The sequence below is a fragment of the Brevibacillus sp. NRS-1366 genome (assembly GCF_050467985.1).
In genome coordinates, this window is record NZ_JBITPN010000017.1 from 78,060 (window position 1) to 90,909 (window position 12,850).

Annotated in this window: 23 protein-coding genes and 1 pseudogene; all 24 read left to right on the forward strand. The window is 33.7% G+C overall.

Annotated elements, in window-relative coordinates:
- Positions 1 to 135: 135 nt before the first annotated feature.
- The 24 genes and pseudogenes from ACIFQN_RS09355 (at position 136) to ACIFQN_RS09470 (ending at position 12,849) form a co-directional block, all read left to right on the forward strand.
- Positions 136 to 711, forward strand: coding sequence for a hypothetical protein (locus ACIFQN_RS09355; RefSeq protein ID WP_429832758.1), 576 nt, complete (start codon positions 136 to 138; stop codon positions 709 to 711).
- A 91-nt stretch (positions 712 to 802) separates the two neighbouring features.
- A complete protein-coding gene (locus ACIFQN_RS09360) occupies positions 803 to 1,423 on the forward strand; it encodes a hypothetical protein (protein ID WP_429832759.1) in 621 nt (206 codons plus the stop codon).
- Positions 1,424 to 1,490: 67 nt separating this feature from the next.
- Positions 1,491 to 1,754 carry a hypothetical protein gene (locus ACIFQN_RS09365; protein ID WP_429832760.1) on the forward strand — a complete coding sequence of 88 codons (264 nt, stop codon included), beginning with the start codon at positions 1,491 to 1,493 and terminating at the stop codon, positions 1,752 to 1,754.
- A 167-nt stretch (positions 1,755 to 1,921) separates the two neighbouring features.
- A complete protein-coding gene (locus tag ACIFQN_RS09370; protein WP_429833202.1) occupies positions 1,922 to 2,497 on the forward strand; it encodes a thymidine kinase in 576 nt (191 codons plus the stop codon).
- A complete protein-coding gene (locus ACIFQN_RS09375; RefSeq protein ID WP_429832761.1) occupies positions 2,497 to 2,697 on the forward strand; it encodes a hypothetical protein in 201 nt (66 codons plus the stop codon). The genes ACIFQN_RS09370 and ACIFQN_RS09375 overlap by 1 nt, the downstream gene beginning before the upstream one ends.
- A 27-nt stretch (positions 2,698 to 2,724) precedes the next feature.
- Positions 2,725 to 3,303 carry a hypothetical protein gene (locus ACIFQN_RS09380; RefSeq protein WP_429832762.1) on the forward strand — a complete coding sequence of 193 codons (579 nt, stop codon included), beginning with the start codon at positions 2,725 to 2,727 and terminating at the stop codon, positions 3,301 to 3,303.
- Entirely contained in the window at positions 3,294 to 3,581 is a 288-nt protein-coding gene (locus ACIFQN_RS09385; protein ID WP_429832763.1) for a hypothetical protein, read from the forward strand. The genes ACIFQN_RS09380 and ACIFQN_RS09385 overlap by 10 nt, the downstream gene beginning before the upstream one ends.
- Before the next feature lie 49 nt (positions 3,582 to 3,630).
- The gene (locus ACIFQN_RS09390) at positions 3,631 to 3,876 is read left to right on the forward strand and encodes a hypothetical protein (protein WP_429832764.1); all 246 of its coding nucleotides are present in this window, start codon (positions 3,631 to 3,633) and stop codon (positions 3,874 to 3,876) included.
- A gap of 31 nt (positions 3,877 to 3,907) precedes the next feature.
- The gene (locus ACIFQN_RS09395) at positions 3,908 to 4,135 is read left to right on the forward strand and encodes a hypothetical protein (RefSeq protein WP_429832765.1); all 228 of its coding nucleotides are present in this window, start codon (positions 3,908 to 3,910) and stop codon (positions 4,133 to 4,135) included.
- A 33-nt stretch (positions 4,136 to 4,168) separates the two neighbouring features.
- On the forward strand, positions 4,169 to 4,447 hold the full coding sequence (locus ACIFQN_RS09400) for a hypothetical protein (RefSeq protein ID WP_429832766.1): 279 nt from the start codon (positions 4,169 to 4,171) through the stop codon (positions 4,445 to 4,447).
- Positions 4,448 to 4,462: 15 nt separating this feature from the next.
- Positions 4,463 to 5,197 (forward strand): metallophosphoesterase family protein, encoded by a 735-nt coding sequence (locus ACIFQN_RS09405; protein WP_429832767.1) that lies wholly within the window; start codon positions 4,463 to 4,465, stop codon positions 5,195 to 5,197.
- Positions 5,190 to 5,543 (forward strand): reverse transcriptase-like protein, encoded by a 354-nt coding sequence (locus ACIFQN_RS09410; RefSeq protein WP_429832768.1) that lies wholly within the window; start codon positions 5,190 to 5,192, stop codon positions 5,541 to 5,543. Before ACIFQN_RS09405 ends, ACIFQN_RS09410 begins: the two co-directional genes overlap by 8 nt.
- Positions 5,544 to 5,684: 141 nt before the next feature.
- Positions 5,685 to 5,750: pseudogene (locus tag ACIFQN_RS09415) on the forward strand (HNH endonuclease); the annotation flags it as partial.
- 93 nt (positions 5,751 to 5,843) lie between these two features.
- Complete coding sequence (locus tag ACIFQN_RS09420; protein ID WP_429832769.1) at positions 5,844 to 6,191, forward strand: hypothetical protein; 348 nt, start codon at positions 5,844 to 5,846, stop codon at positions 6,189 to 6,191.
- A gap of 4 nt (positions 6,192 to 6,195) precedes the next feature.
- Positions 6,196 to 6,438 (forward strand): hypothetical protein, encoded by a 243-nt coding sequence (locus ACIFQN_RS09425; protein WP_429832770.1) that lies wholly within the window; start codon positions 6,196 to 6,198, stop codon positions 6,436 to 6,438.
- Between the two features lie 25 nt (positions 6,439 to 6,463).
- Positions 6,464 to 7,117: a hypothetical protein gene (locus ACIFQN_RS09430; RefSeq protein WP_429832771.1), complete on the forward strand. Its 654-nt coding sequence runs from the start codon at positions 6,464 to 6,466 to the stop codon at positions 7,115 to 7,117.
- A 31-nt stretch (positions 7,118 to 7,148) separates the two neighbouring features.
- The gene (locus ACIFQN_RS09435) at positions 7,149 to 7,544 is read left to right on the forward strand and encodes a hypothetical protein (RefSeq protein ID WP_429832772.1); all 396 of its coding nucleotides are present in this window, start codon (positions 7,149 to 7,151) and stop codon (positions 7,542 to 7,544) included.
- A gap of 225 nt (positions 7,545 to 7,769) precedes the next feature.
- Positions 7,770 to 8,057, forward strand: coding sequence for a hypothetical protein (locus ACIFQN_RS09440; protein WP_429832773.1), 288 nt, complete (start codon positions 7,770 to 7,772; stop codon positions 8,055 to 8,057).
- A 27-nt stretch (positions 8,058 to 8,084) separates the two neighbouring features.
- Positions 8,085 to 8,999: a hypothetical protein gene (locus tag ACIFQN_RS09445; RefSeq protein ID WP_429832774.1), complete on the forward strand. Its 915-nt coding sequence runs from the start codon at positions 8,085 to 8,087 to the stop codon at positions 8,997 to 8,999.
- Positions 8,986 to 9,246, forward strand: a complete 261-nt coding sequence (locus ACIFQN_RS09450; protein ID WP_429832775.1) for a hypothetical protein — start codon at positions 8,986 to 8,988, stop codon at positions 9,244 to 9,246. The genes ACIFQN_RS09445 and ACIFQN_RS09450 overlap by 14 nt, the downstream gene beginning before the upstream one ends.
- Before the next feature lie 11 nt (positions 9,247 to 9,257).
- The gene (locus tag ACIFQN_RS09455) at positions 9,258 to 9,836 is read left to right on the forward strand and encodes a hypothetical protein (RefSeq protein ID WP_429832776.1); all 579 of its coding nucleotides are present in this window, start codon (positions 9,258 to 9,260) and stop codon (positions 9,834 to 9,836) included.
- 283 nt (positions 9,837 to 10,119) lie between these two features.
- Positions 10,120 to 10,314, forward strand: a complete 195-nt coding sequence (locus ACIFQN_RS09460; RefSeq protein WP_429832777.1) for a hypothetical protein — start codon at positions 10,120 to 10,122, stop codon at positions 10,312 to 10,314.
- A 4-nt stretch (positions 10,315 to 10,318) separates the two neighbouring features.
- Positions 10,319 to 10,882, forward strand: a complete 564-nt coding sequence (locus ACIFQN_RS09465) for a RusA family crossover junction endodeoxyribonuclease (RefSeq protein ID WP_429832778.1) — start codon at positions 10,319 to 10,321, stop codon at positions 10,880 to 10,882.
- Between the two features lie 368 nt (positions 10,883 to 11,250).
- Positions 11,251 to 12,849: a recombinase family protein gene (locus ACIFQN_RS09470; RefSeq protein WP_429832779.1), complete on the forward strand. Its 1,599-nt coding sequence runs from the start codon at positions 11,251 to 11,253 to the stop codon at positions 12,847 to 12,849.
- The last annotated feature ends 1 nt before the right edge of the window (position 12,850 follow it).

The following is a 12,850-nucleotide window of genomic DNA, read 5'->3' on the forward strand; positions in this document are numbered from 1 at the left end:
TATCAGGTTTGACATTGACAATAATAAAGTCATGAATAGTGCGCTATAAGAATTATGAAGGTCAGAAACGGAAATGCATGCACAAGACACAACAAATTATGCGATTGAGAAGGAGATTGGTTGGGGTGATTGACTATGAATAATAATAAAATTGATCTTGACAAACAAAAATTAATTAAAGAATTAATTGATAATGGTCGAAAACTGTCAATGCAAGTTACTGAACTGATTCCACTTTCTGAGACAATAAGAAGGGTTGGGTTAACTGTTCTAGCGATACATCAAGATGGTTTGAGGGTGACAACACTAAGAAATTTTACAGAGGCGTCACTTTGTGAATACATACCAAAAGATGACTATAACAATGGCAATTTCCGATCTGCATTGTGGGATTTGGAAAAGAGATATCCAGAGCTTGTAGTTAAAGAAGTCCCAAAGCCAAAAATGGCAATTTTTAAACCAACAATCAAACTATTAAGGGATTGGACTTCTATTGTAATTCCCAATATAGATCAATACAAATTTAGCGGGAATGACGAATACGCTGACATCAAACATTTACTTGGTGATTTATCATCTTTAATAAATGAATCAAGAATTACAGATAAAATAAGACGGTTTTTAGATTCAGATGCTTGCAATAAGGATAGCTCTCATGAACTGATAAAACTGAAAATCAGCTTGGATATACTACAACAATGTAAACTCTAAAAAATCTTAGCATTCTTAGATTAAGCTATTGACTACCAGTCTTCCCCAAATATATAATAATCTTAGAATTCTAAGACTGGTGGAAAACAAAATGACAAAAAGAATTTCTGCTTCCGAAATTATAAGAAAAGTAGCTCTAAAAATCTTAGGACAACATTCTGATGGATTACAGTTCAGTACATTGAAAATGTATGCAGAGAAAGAATTGGGATCTTATATAGAATATGACACAGAAAAAAAGGGGAAGTATAGGTCAGCTTTATGGAATCTTGATCTGTTATATCCCGAGTATGTGATTAAAGGTGGGCAAGATCGAAGGGATAAGAGATTCTTTCCCACAACTAAATTACATCAAGATTTCCATATGATTGAATTACCAAATCTTGATGTGTTTTTAGAACAAGAAAGAGAAAAAGAGCTGAAAAAATCCTATCAGAAACAATTGGTAAACTCATCTGTACACAAAGTAATATCTGATGATTTAGATTTGTTTAATGTTATGGCTCCGAGCGCAAAAATGTCCCATATTTCCAAATCGTTAAATTTAATCGCCAAAGAGATTGAGTTGTCTAATATTATTTTACTGATTAACTCTATGCTTCTTGATTCAGAAAAGTACACGATAGAAGAGATAGAAGCACTGAGCAGGTTGAAATTTTGTTTAGATATAATAATGAGTTACAGAAATGAAATGTTCCATGGAAAGATTTAAGGAGGTGTTCCATCATGTAGATTCAGAACGCAACACACCAGTCCACAAACAAATAGGGGGAATCCTGATGTCATTCGATGTTAGAAACATTTATCATTTCAAGTCTCAAGATTCAGATGAATATGAACTGACAGATAGTGAGGATCTAGCAAAGTACCATGATTCTGATTATAGATTGGCACACAAACTGGAACTGGTCGAATACTACACAGACTACGGAGAAGTGTTTTATGGATTCCTAAATACATATGATGGACTGGTTCTCTGGAGACAAGAAGAGGAAGAAGGAGAATCAGGCTACGAACTACTAAAAGAAAAAGACCTGTCATAAAGACAAGCCCAAAACTAAAAGAGTTGAAACCAATGGATAGGTAAGACCCCATCTTACCTATCTGAAACAAATTATAGACGTTGTTTATAAACACTGTCAAACATCTTATTGACTATTGGCAGTGTAAAATATCAATATATTAAACAAAAATAATGGTGGTGAATAACATATCTAAACTATACTTCAAGTATGGACAAATGAGTGCAAGTAAAACTGCGCAGTTGTTAATGACAGCTCATAACTATGAGTCTACTGGCAAGAGTGTGATGGTGTTTACTCCAGCATTAGATACAAGATTTGGTGTAAACATAGTTAAATCAAGAATTGGCATAAAGCGTGATGCTATTCCGATACATAATGATACAGATATTTATACACTGGTAGCGAAGAGTAAGCCAGATTGTGTGCTTGTGGATGAGGTGCAGTTTGTGTCTGCTAAACACATCAATGAATTAGCAGAAGTTGTAGATTGGTTAAACATTCCTGTAATCTGCTATGGTCTACTGAAAGATTTCCGTAATCAACTCTTCCATGGTAGCCAAGTATTATTGTGCGTGGCAGATAAGGTTGAGGAAATCAAAACAGTATGCTATTACTGTAACAGAAAGGCCACACACATCCTTAAATTCAAGAGTGGAATACCTGTATATTCAGGAGAACAAATCGAATTAGGATTAGAGGATGTCTATAAATCAACTTGTCGTAAACATTATCATAGACCTCCATTGAAGGAGGATGACTAATGGATCGATTCCAATACATAGAGAATGAAGGGAAACCTGTTGCAAAATGCATCTGTAAAGAACTACTACATGAAGGAGAAAAAGTATTCCAACTAGATGAATACATAGTGTGTGATTATAATGACTGTTTTAGGAAGTTATGCATTGAAAAATTCGGTGCAGTTTATGGGAAGATAAACAAAGAAGGAAACGTAGAATAATACATAAAATTTAGTAGGAGTATGCATATGAGTGAGTATTGTATTGTTACATATTCTGGACGAATGGTTGACATTCAAAATCCAGAGCCTAATCAAATTAGTATTACAGATATCGTCCACTCTCTAAGTAAAGTTTGTCGCTCAAATGGTCATAGTGATTACTTCTACAGTGTTCTTCAGCACCTAATCAACTGCGTAAAAATGGGAAAACATTTCGGATATGATGATTACGTTTTATTCGAATTGGCAACGCACGATACAGATGAATACCTATTGCATGATCTTCATCCAGTGCTTAAAAAACTTTTGCCCGAATATAAAAATCTTGAGACAACTATGAAGACTGCAATCTACAAGAAATTCAATTTTGTACCAATGAGTGAATCGATGTATATGAGAATCATTAAGCCGATTGATCAACTAATTCTAGCAATTGAAAAGAAGCACAACATGAAAAATGATTCCACTAATATTAAAGTTCCTGATTATCCATTCATCGATGTATCTGAACGCCCAATGATAGACGTGAGAAACGAGTATCTTGATATGTTTTATGATCTACATAAAAAGGTAAGTACAGGAGGCAAGCAACGTATTTGGATGTAACCAAACAAACATTAAAGGGAGATGATTATAACGTGTTTATGAAAATTCCCACATGTATGATGGATGAGATGTATCTTGAAAATGGAGACTGGGTAAAGTTACGAGTTGGACAAGGGTACTTTGCACTTGTGAAGACTGATGATAGACGTGGGATGCAGTTGAGAGGAAACCAAATTAGATTTCCGCAGAGGTTTAGTCATACATATCGAGTTCGTGCAAATGATACTGTGCAATTACAGATTAATGAAAAGAAAATTACATTTAAGAAACTAAAATAATACGCTCAAATGATTATTTCAATAGGAAAATTATTAAGGGGGAATTACTGTGTATGGGGTGTTGAATCAAGATACGAATAAATACAAGAAAGGTGTTAAAGTGCATATTCTTAATGAATATCATGACAAAACATGCGTAGGTAACTACGTATATGTGGTAAGAATAGTCGAAGACGATCCAGAATTGTACATCAACACATATGAGTCAAAGTTCATCTCAGACAAAGTTAATTTTGAATCTTTTCATGGTGGCATCGAAGTCATTGCGACATATAAAGTTGATGTAATTCAATAAAATCTAAGTTTATAGTGAAGGGAAGAGTTGCATGAAATTTACACAAGAGTATATCGATGAATCAATTTCAAAAGGAAATGAATTTTACGACAAAGTAGTTGAACAAGCAAAAAAGAATGGTAGCGTTGGTGTGACTTGGGTATCAAGAGTATTCGGTCTGAATTGGTATTCTTCTGCACACATTGTTGGACGAATGGAACAAGAAGGTATCTGCGAGTTGTACAGTGGTGGCAATGGACACCGAAAGATAATTCAATAAAATAAGCTGAATAAATCCAAAAAGGAGGACTCAATGCAAAATAAAATTAATGATCTAATTAACTCTGAATCAGACAACTTGAAGAAAATTGGTTGGTTTCTGTTTGATCGAAATAATGGACAAGATGGTCTGACATCTGATGAGTTAGAATTGTTACTAGATATGTTACATTTTAAAAATGCAGATGATCAATTTTACAAGGAGCAGGAAGAAGGTTTCCATGAGGGTTACACGATAGGCTATGGTAAAGGATGGGAAGACAAAGTAAGTCATTATAGATATGACAATACTCCAACCTACGTTTGTAAATAAGGAGGTGAATATAAATTGAAAGATGATCAAAAGAGGATTCTTGTGATTAGTGATTTACACGGGATGTATGACCATTTTATCAGGTTATTAGATAAAGTTAATTTCAACCCAACACAAGACAAGCTTATTCTGCTTGGAGATTATGTAGATCGTGGACGTAAAAGTAAGCAGGTCTTAGATAAGGTTATGGAACTTGTAAATACATATGATGCAATCGCACTAATTGGAAATCATGACAAGATGTTCTTAGACTGGCTACTCACAAATGACGGTATGAATGAGTTTAATTTCTTTCGTAATGGTGGACTACAAACAGTTGAATCATATTGTGGACTTGATTTCATTGACTCAGGTATTGATACGCTTAAAGCTAAAAAGTTCATCTTAGACAATTATCAACATCACATTAAATTCTTAATAGAGCTACCTTACTTTCATGAAACCGATGAGTACATCTTTGTCCATGCAGGATTTAACCCCTTATATGAAAACTGGAGACTCACTCCACATGAAGAGATGATTTGGATTAGAGACGAGTTTCATCATGGTAAAGTTCAAACAGATAAGACAATCGTATTCGGTCATACACCTTGCGTGAATTTACATGGAAAACCTGATGTGTGGTTCTCTGAAGGAAAGATAGGAATTGATGGAGGAGCTGCCTACGGATATCAATTGAATTGCCTAGAGATTTCTGAAGATGGGTTTACGCGGCATTACGTTAAGACGAAGGAGGAGTCGAATGTATAGAGCATATATTGATGGCACATCTCAATCAGTTGGAAAAAGATCTGCGTTGGCCTTTACCATTACAGATTGCAAAGATAATATTGAGTACCAGCACTATGAATTACTGGATAACAAAAGAAATAGTGCGGAGATTGAAATGATGGCTTTTAACAAAATGATTGAATGGCTCTTAGAAAATAAAATTAATAAAACAGTTGTATATACTGACTCTAGACATGTTTATACAAACTGGAAGAAGAGCAAGCTTTACACCCTTAATCGCAGTAAGTTTAGTCTATTATCTGTTCGATTACTTGGAAACTCAATTAATACTAGCAGCAATCAGAACAACTTGGCCTATGCATAACTGAATGAAATCGTTAAAGAAATAAACAGAAAAAGGTGATAGATATTAAGATAATAATTATAGGAAAAAACCACATGCTTTTCAAGTGTTCCTGTTCAGCACATAATAATCGATAAAGGTGTAAAGGGAAGGCATATTGTAATTGATCACAAAGATGGTAATAAACTTAATAATCAAAAAGAGAACCTTCGAATATGCACCCATGCTGAAAATATGAGAAATAGAAAACCACAACAAGGATGCAAATCTATATTCAAAGGTGTTACATGGCATAATGCAAGTGGGACATGGATATGTCAAATGTCGATTGATGGATGGGTAAATCATCTTGGTTCTTTCAAAACTGAAGTATCCGCAGCTAATTGCTACAATTACTATGCCAAATTACATTATGGAGAATTTGCACAATTGAACAATGTTGTATATATGAGTAAAGAAGAATGGGAGTCATTAAGAAGAGTTATAAAAACATCAAAGTACAGAGGAGTTTCTTTAGTACGAGGAAAATATCTTGCCCAAATATGGGATGGCAAAAGAAACTGTCGGATAGGAGTTTTTGAGAAAGAAGATGATGCTGCATTTGCGTATAATGAAGTGGCAATCAAGTTAAAAGGAAACAAAGCGAAAATAAACAAAATAACGAGGTGAAAATATGAGAACTTATAAACTAAATAAATATAGTCATTGGGATGAAGATGATGAGAGCGTATGCTTCGAACACACTGACGACGACATCGTAACAAAAAAGGCATTGGAACTTTGCAGCAAAGAAAAACCTTATACATACACATATCGAATGGAAACTTGGGAAGACGAAAAGATGATTGGCAGTTGGCGCTTCTTCCAAGATGGTCGAGAGTTTACCCAAGACATACTTAATGCTGTGAAACGATAGAATGAAAATCAGAGGGGGAGTACTAATGCACAAACAATTGTTGCTCAAGTTCGATAATACAACGTTCAATGATGATCAGGAGTTACTTTCTTATATTAAACAAAACTATGTTACAGAATTAGATGTAAGAGACATCAGAGTGGATGAATTAATCAATAAGGTTCAAGATGCATTTCCAAAATTCAAGGTGACAATTGAAAACGGAAAAGGATGGTATTGTGATTATAAAGTTTCAATACGAAACAAATTAATGAATTTTGAGGAACGGCTTGGAAATAATGAAAATCCCCATATCTCTTATGATAAAAACTTAGAAACAATTGAGGACGTTATTAAATCACTCAAACATAGACAAGAAATAGCCCAATACATAATTGATGAAGTAAATAAGATCGGAGAATTTAATATTGAATGTACCCGTCATTCAGAAGGATATTCTTCAGATGAGGAAAGTTATGAGTTTACCTTTGAAGTAAGCGGAGAGGAACGACACACTTATTTCCATCCATACAACAAAGATAAAGATGAATTTATAAAGGAATTTTACCAATACGTACTCACGAGCATAGAGGGGAAGTTGAAAAAAGTTTACGATGAGGGATATTTTAACGGTTACGAAATAGATGGTGTTCCCATTGAAGGATTTGATGGCAAGAGTGTTCGGCTAGAAGTAATCTAATGATATGAACTTTTATCAAGGAGGTGGGGGCTTGTTAATTGTTTGCCGCAGTGGATATGATAAGGTTCTGATCAATGATGTAGAAAATTTAGATGAGCTTCAACAACATGTTAAGAACAACACACCAGTGAAATGCTACGAATTAGGTCAAAGATATAAAGGAGGAGTTTATCTAATTGAAGAGTTATCCGAACAGTTAGTGTATTTATCAAATTACAAGTCTGTATATAAGATTAGTGGTTTGTTGATGGATGAACAAGAATTTGATGAACTAGAAGACAGTGTTTGTCTTAATTGTAAATGGTGCGAGAACACATTTAGAGCAGCATATGAATGCAAATACATTCCATTAGAAGATGGCGGTTGTAAGAAGTATAAAGAAAGAATGTCATCTAAAATTAAAAAGTGGATGAAAAACAATTTTTGAATCAGTGGAGGCTTATTAGATTTGCTTATCAGACTCATATTGTTTGTTGCATTGCCGTTATTACTTGCGTATGGGGCATACAATGACTGGATGAACGCACAAAGTCGTGGTGCCAAAATCGTAAGCCTGATTTTTATGATGATATGCGTATTGTTCGCAGGATGCGTTATCTGGTATATGATGATTTAATAAATTTTATCTTTTTTATTCAAAGGAGGAAAACAAATGCATCAACTTGCAAGCGATGTAGAGTATGACTTTAAAGTAACGTTACGTGAACTGAGTGATGAAATTAGACAAACACAAGATAAACTAAGTGAAGAAGTTTCAGGATTACTATTTGATACCATTAACGGTATTCCAAACGAAAATGATAAAGATATACCAACTCAACAGCGTATCTCTTATTTAACTGGGAAGATTGACACCTTAAAGAATCTGTCAGAAACGATGGAGGATTTGAAAAAGAATATACATCTGCGAATCACTAAATATGATCCAAATAAAATCTAACATTTATACAAAAAAGGAGAGGATTAAGTGAAAGCGTCAAGTCAATTAAGACTAATAGCAATTAAAACTAAAGCAAAGGTATTTATCTCTGACAACATCAAAAACGATAGTTATTATCACTCATCCATTAAGAATTACTTGTTTGATGGAGAGATACCGAAAGAAACTTATCGGAAATCATGGTACGAAGTAAAAACAGTCCCGACAAAAGCGGAGCGAAAAGTAGCACCTGAACGAATTAATGAGCGTTATGAACTTAAAGCAGGATATCCAGAAAGTGAGTTAACTCCAAAGGTAATTTACGAAAGATACATAGATGAAGACAGTCAGTATGCAGAGGTAATTGGGCTATACGAAAAGAAATTTGAACTAAGTGAAGAAACATACGAAGAATTGCAGTTTGAAATAAATGTAATCGAAGAGTTGGATCAGTTTGAAATCACACAGCAGCAATATGATCTTAGATTTAATTTTCTCGATACATTGAACTATCATCCAGTTTTGTTACCAACAAGACCATGCAAACTTACAAAAGAAGAGAGTTATAAAATTATTCGTGATTACATTAAACATAACATAGATTCTCGGTATGCATATGTATCTAGCGATTATGATTTTTGCTTTACTGTGAAAAAGCGAATTGAATTATATAAACAAGAGTCTTATCAGGTTGATGTAAATCAGAACACTCGCAAGAAACCAAAATACGAAACACGCTATCGTAAAACACGCGATGTAACGATTTTCGAAGTCGCACCAAAGGCATATCAATCCTATCCAATTGTTCAGGAATTTAAAGGTGAGAACGAAAAAGATCTACAAAATAACATCGATAACTATCTTTCTGAGTTGATAAATGAAATTAACAGACCATATACTGAATGTGTACATTGCAAGGGCTATGGAGTTATTTTAAAGGAGGACGACAATGAAACTGCATAAAGATTTTCTAATTAAAGAATTGGATTTGCCGAGTTCTGCAATTCTTGACGAAATCACTGACACCTCTCGATGGAGTATGCATCATAAGATCATTTTTGAATATCGGGGCAAATTCTATCGAACTCATTACAGTGTAGGTGCAACAGAACAGCAAGATGAATCTCCTTGGGAGTATGAAGATGAAATTGAATGCGTGGAAGTCGAATTAAAAGAAGTAAAAGTACTTAAGTGGGTAGATAAAGAATAGGAGATGTTATATTGAAGGAATCACTACAGAAACAGATTGAGGATCTTAAAAGAGTACGTGAAAGCTTAGAACAGATGGACATTGATGATAGAAGCAAGCGATTGGCTCGATCAGGCATATCAAAAGAAATTAAGCAGCTCAACTCAGAACTCTGGACAGTCGAACAAAGAGAGCAATCTGAATTAGAAACCTTCAATCATAATGGGGAAGTAATTGAAATTCCTCGTGGGCTTATGTGGAACGGTCAAGTTGATTACCAATACGATGATGGGGTTATCTACCAATTTAAAAAGCCATATTTAGAAAAAGATGGATCATTACATCTATGGCATTATGTCTGGTTAGATGAGGGTAAGAGGCAGACAAGACTTCTTGTCCGTACTCTAGGAAGAGACAAATATGGGGATAGGTATTTCCTCGAAACAAACTACTTTAAAGACAAGCGAGATCAATACTCTTACATGAGGAAGGGAGTTGATATTAATAATCAAAAATATAAAAAATATGTAAATAAAGTTTTAGAATACATGCGCAAACATGAAGGGTTCGAGGATTTCTATCAGCAAAAAGAGGTAGCAATTTGTAATTGATTTGAAGTGATACAGATCAAATTTTGAATAAATGATCTGTATCACAAGTCCTTTTAGATAAAAAGAACTGCCTTAGTCAAACTTAACAGCGAACAGTGTTTGTCAGATGGTAAAAAGGTTAAGAAAATAGCTCTTTTGTTAAGTTGACAAGGATGCTAATTATAGATGGAAATGTAGAGATAGTCAATCATCGAGCAAGACTTGTATGAAATCAAATTGAGTAGTGTGATACAAAAACACAATGAAATGTATGTTTTATGAGAGGGATGGGGGAGTAAATAATATGAGAAATCGTGCCATCATTGAACATGAGTTAGCACTAATTGCTAAGTTTCACAATTATATAATTGATAGATTGAACGTTTATAAGAATGAGGGGATTATTAGTGTAGAACAATTAAATAAAATAACAGAGTTAGAAAATGTATTACATCAAAAGATAACCACCGAAAAACGCAGTTACATTTTGGGAGAGTGAGCAATTGAAATTAAATTTGACACTTCCACTACCAGTCTCAATCAATAAGCTATACATAAATCAAGGAAGGTTTAATCCAGCACTTAAAAGAATGGTTCCAACAGGCAAACGCATTCTCAGTCCCGAAGGAGCAGAACTAAAGGAACGAATACAAATCGATGCATGGAATCAAATGAAAGATCAAGATTGGGACTATGACTTTACAAAAGATCATTACATATACATGGACACAAGAATTTATTTCAATCGAAAAGGTCGCGACGACAACAACATTTATAAGCTCAACAATGATGCATTGGAGAAAATTGTATATGACAACGATAGTCGTGTTTTAACTCGAACGCAACGAATACTGTACAGTCCTCACAATCCAAGAATAGAACTGTTATTCACACCTGTTCCCTTTGTAGGAATATTCGATGATGTAGAATCATTTAAAGACTTTGAAAGTAGATGTAATTCTTGCAAGAAATATTTAAAGGGAAGATGCTCAATATTAAAGAAGGCAATTGAAGGTTTTGAACAGGAAGAAATTAATCAAAGTAATTGCCTTAAATATAAAAAATAAAGAGGAAAAAACATAAATTTAAACTTGATTTGTCAAGTTATACAAAAGAGAAATCATGTATAAACAAAGTGACATTAAGAGGTGAGTTTAAACGAAGAAAGTAATATTTAATAATGTAGAGTGCGATTTACTTGAGAACGAAAGTCATATTATCTTGAAAATACCAGCAAGAAAAAACAGACTCAAAACTACGATGTACTTTTCAAAGGATTCCGAAGAAAATAAAAAAACACTTAATGATTTAAAAGAATTATACATAAATAACTAAAATAAATAATAACCTCTAAATTCTTAGGGGTTTTTATTTATTTTAGTACACGTAGTAGGGTATAATACTAATATAGTAAAGGGGGTATATATACACCATTATGAAGAAGAGAGTGTGGACTCTATATAGGGTATCAACAAAAAGCCAAGTAGACGAAGGAGAAGATATTGCATTACAGCGCAAATCTTGTCAAGAATACGTTCATAACAAAGATAATTGGGAAATCACAAGAGAATTTTATGAAAAAGGTGTCTCAGGCTGGAAAACATCCACAAATGATAGGGATGCTCTTAATGAGATAAAAAAGGCAGCAGAAAAAAATGAATTTGATGTCTTACTTGTATTTATGTTTGACCGATTGGGAAGACGAGAAGATGAGACCCCTTTAGTCATACAATTTTTATGCTCAAAGGGAATAGAGTGCTGGAGTGTAAACGAACAGCAAAGAAAAATTGAAAATCATGGCGACAAGCTAATGAACTATGTTACTTTCTGGATGGCCTCTGGTGAAAGTGAAAAAATATCGATGCGTGTTAAAGAGAAAATGAGTCAAATGCAGGAAGAGAATTTATGGACTGGTGGAAATGTACCTTATGGTTATGAATTATACGATACAGAAATAAAACATCCTAAGAAAGATAAAATGATAAAAGAATTTAGGATATTTGAAGAAGAAGCTAAAATTATCAGACTGATTTTCGATCTTGTATATGATAAGGGGTATGGAGCCAATAGGATAACTCAATATCTCAATGAATTAGGACATAGACCTCGCAAGGGAAAGATGTGGAGACAAAACTCAATAAATAGAATTTTAAGAAATCCAATTTATATGGGATATAGAAGATATAATGTCTATGAGGATGACAACTCAAAGGTAAGAGATAAAGATGAGTGGAAATTGCAATGTTATAGAGAAGAATACGAAATTATCGGTCAAGAGAAATTTAAAAAAATACAACAAATTATTGATGCTAGATTAAATCACAAGCCAAATAGCAAGGCACCAGTAATAACAAAGAGTAATTTTTTATTTACTGGTTTAGCTTTTTGTGGATATTGTGGTCACAAACTCAAAGCAGATTACTCCAAGAAAAAAACTCCGCTTAAAAACGGTGGGGTGTATGAATACAATCAACTAAGATACTGCTGTCATCACGGAAAGAACAACAAAGAAGGACATGAAACTATCTATTTCTCTGCAATTAAATTTGAACGTAGTGCGATACAAGACATCTTTGACCATTTAGAAAAACTTAAAACTGACCAATATGCAGAAAGTCTATTAATGAAGCAAAATGAAGAGATAAAAGTTTTGGAAGCTGAACTGAAAACCGAAGGAAAAAAACTAAAGAGTATGCAAAATGAAATAGACATATTAAATGGAGAAGTTGTAAACTCTTTAATGGGGAAAAGTAAATTTAAACCTGAACTACTTTCTAGTCTAATTGAAAAGAAAGAGGAGGAAGTAGAAAGACTAAAAAAAAGAGTCACGAAAATAGAAAATGAAATTAAAGATATGAAACTTAATCGTACAGACATATCCACATTGGCTGAAGAGCAAATTGGCTGGAAAGAAAAATTTGAATCAATGGATATGGACGGTAAAAAAATGATGATCGCTAAATCAATAAAATCAATTACATTTAAAAAAGATGAAGTATCTAACATTGACTGGAGGTTGAATTATCACCTCTAAA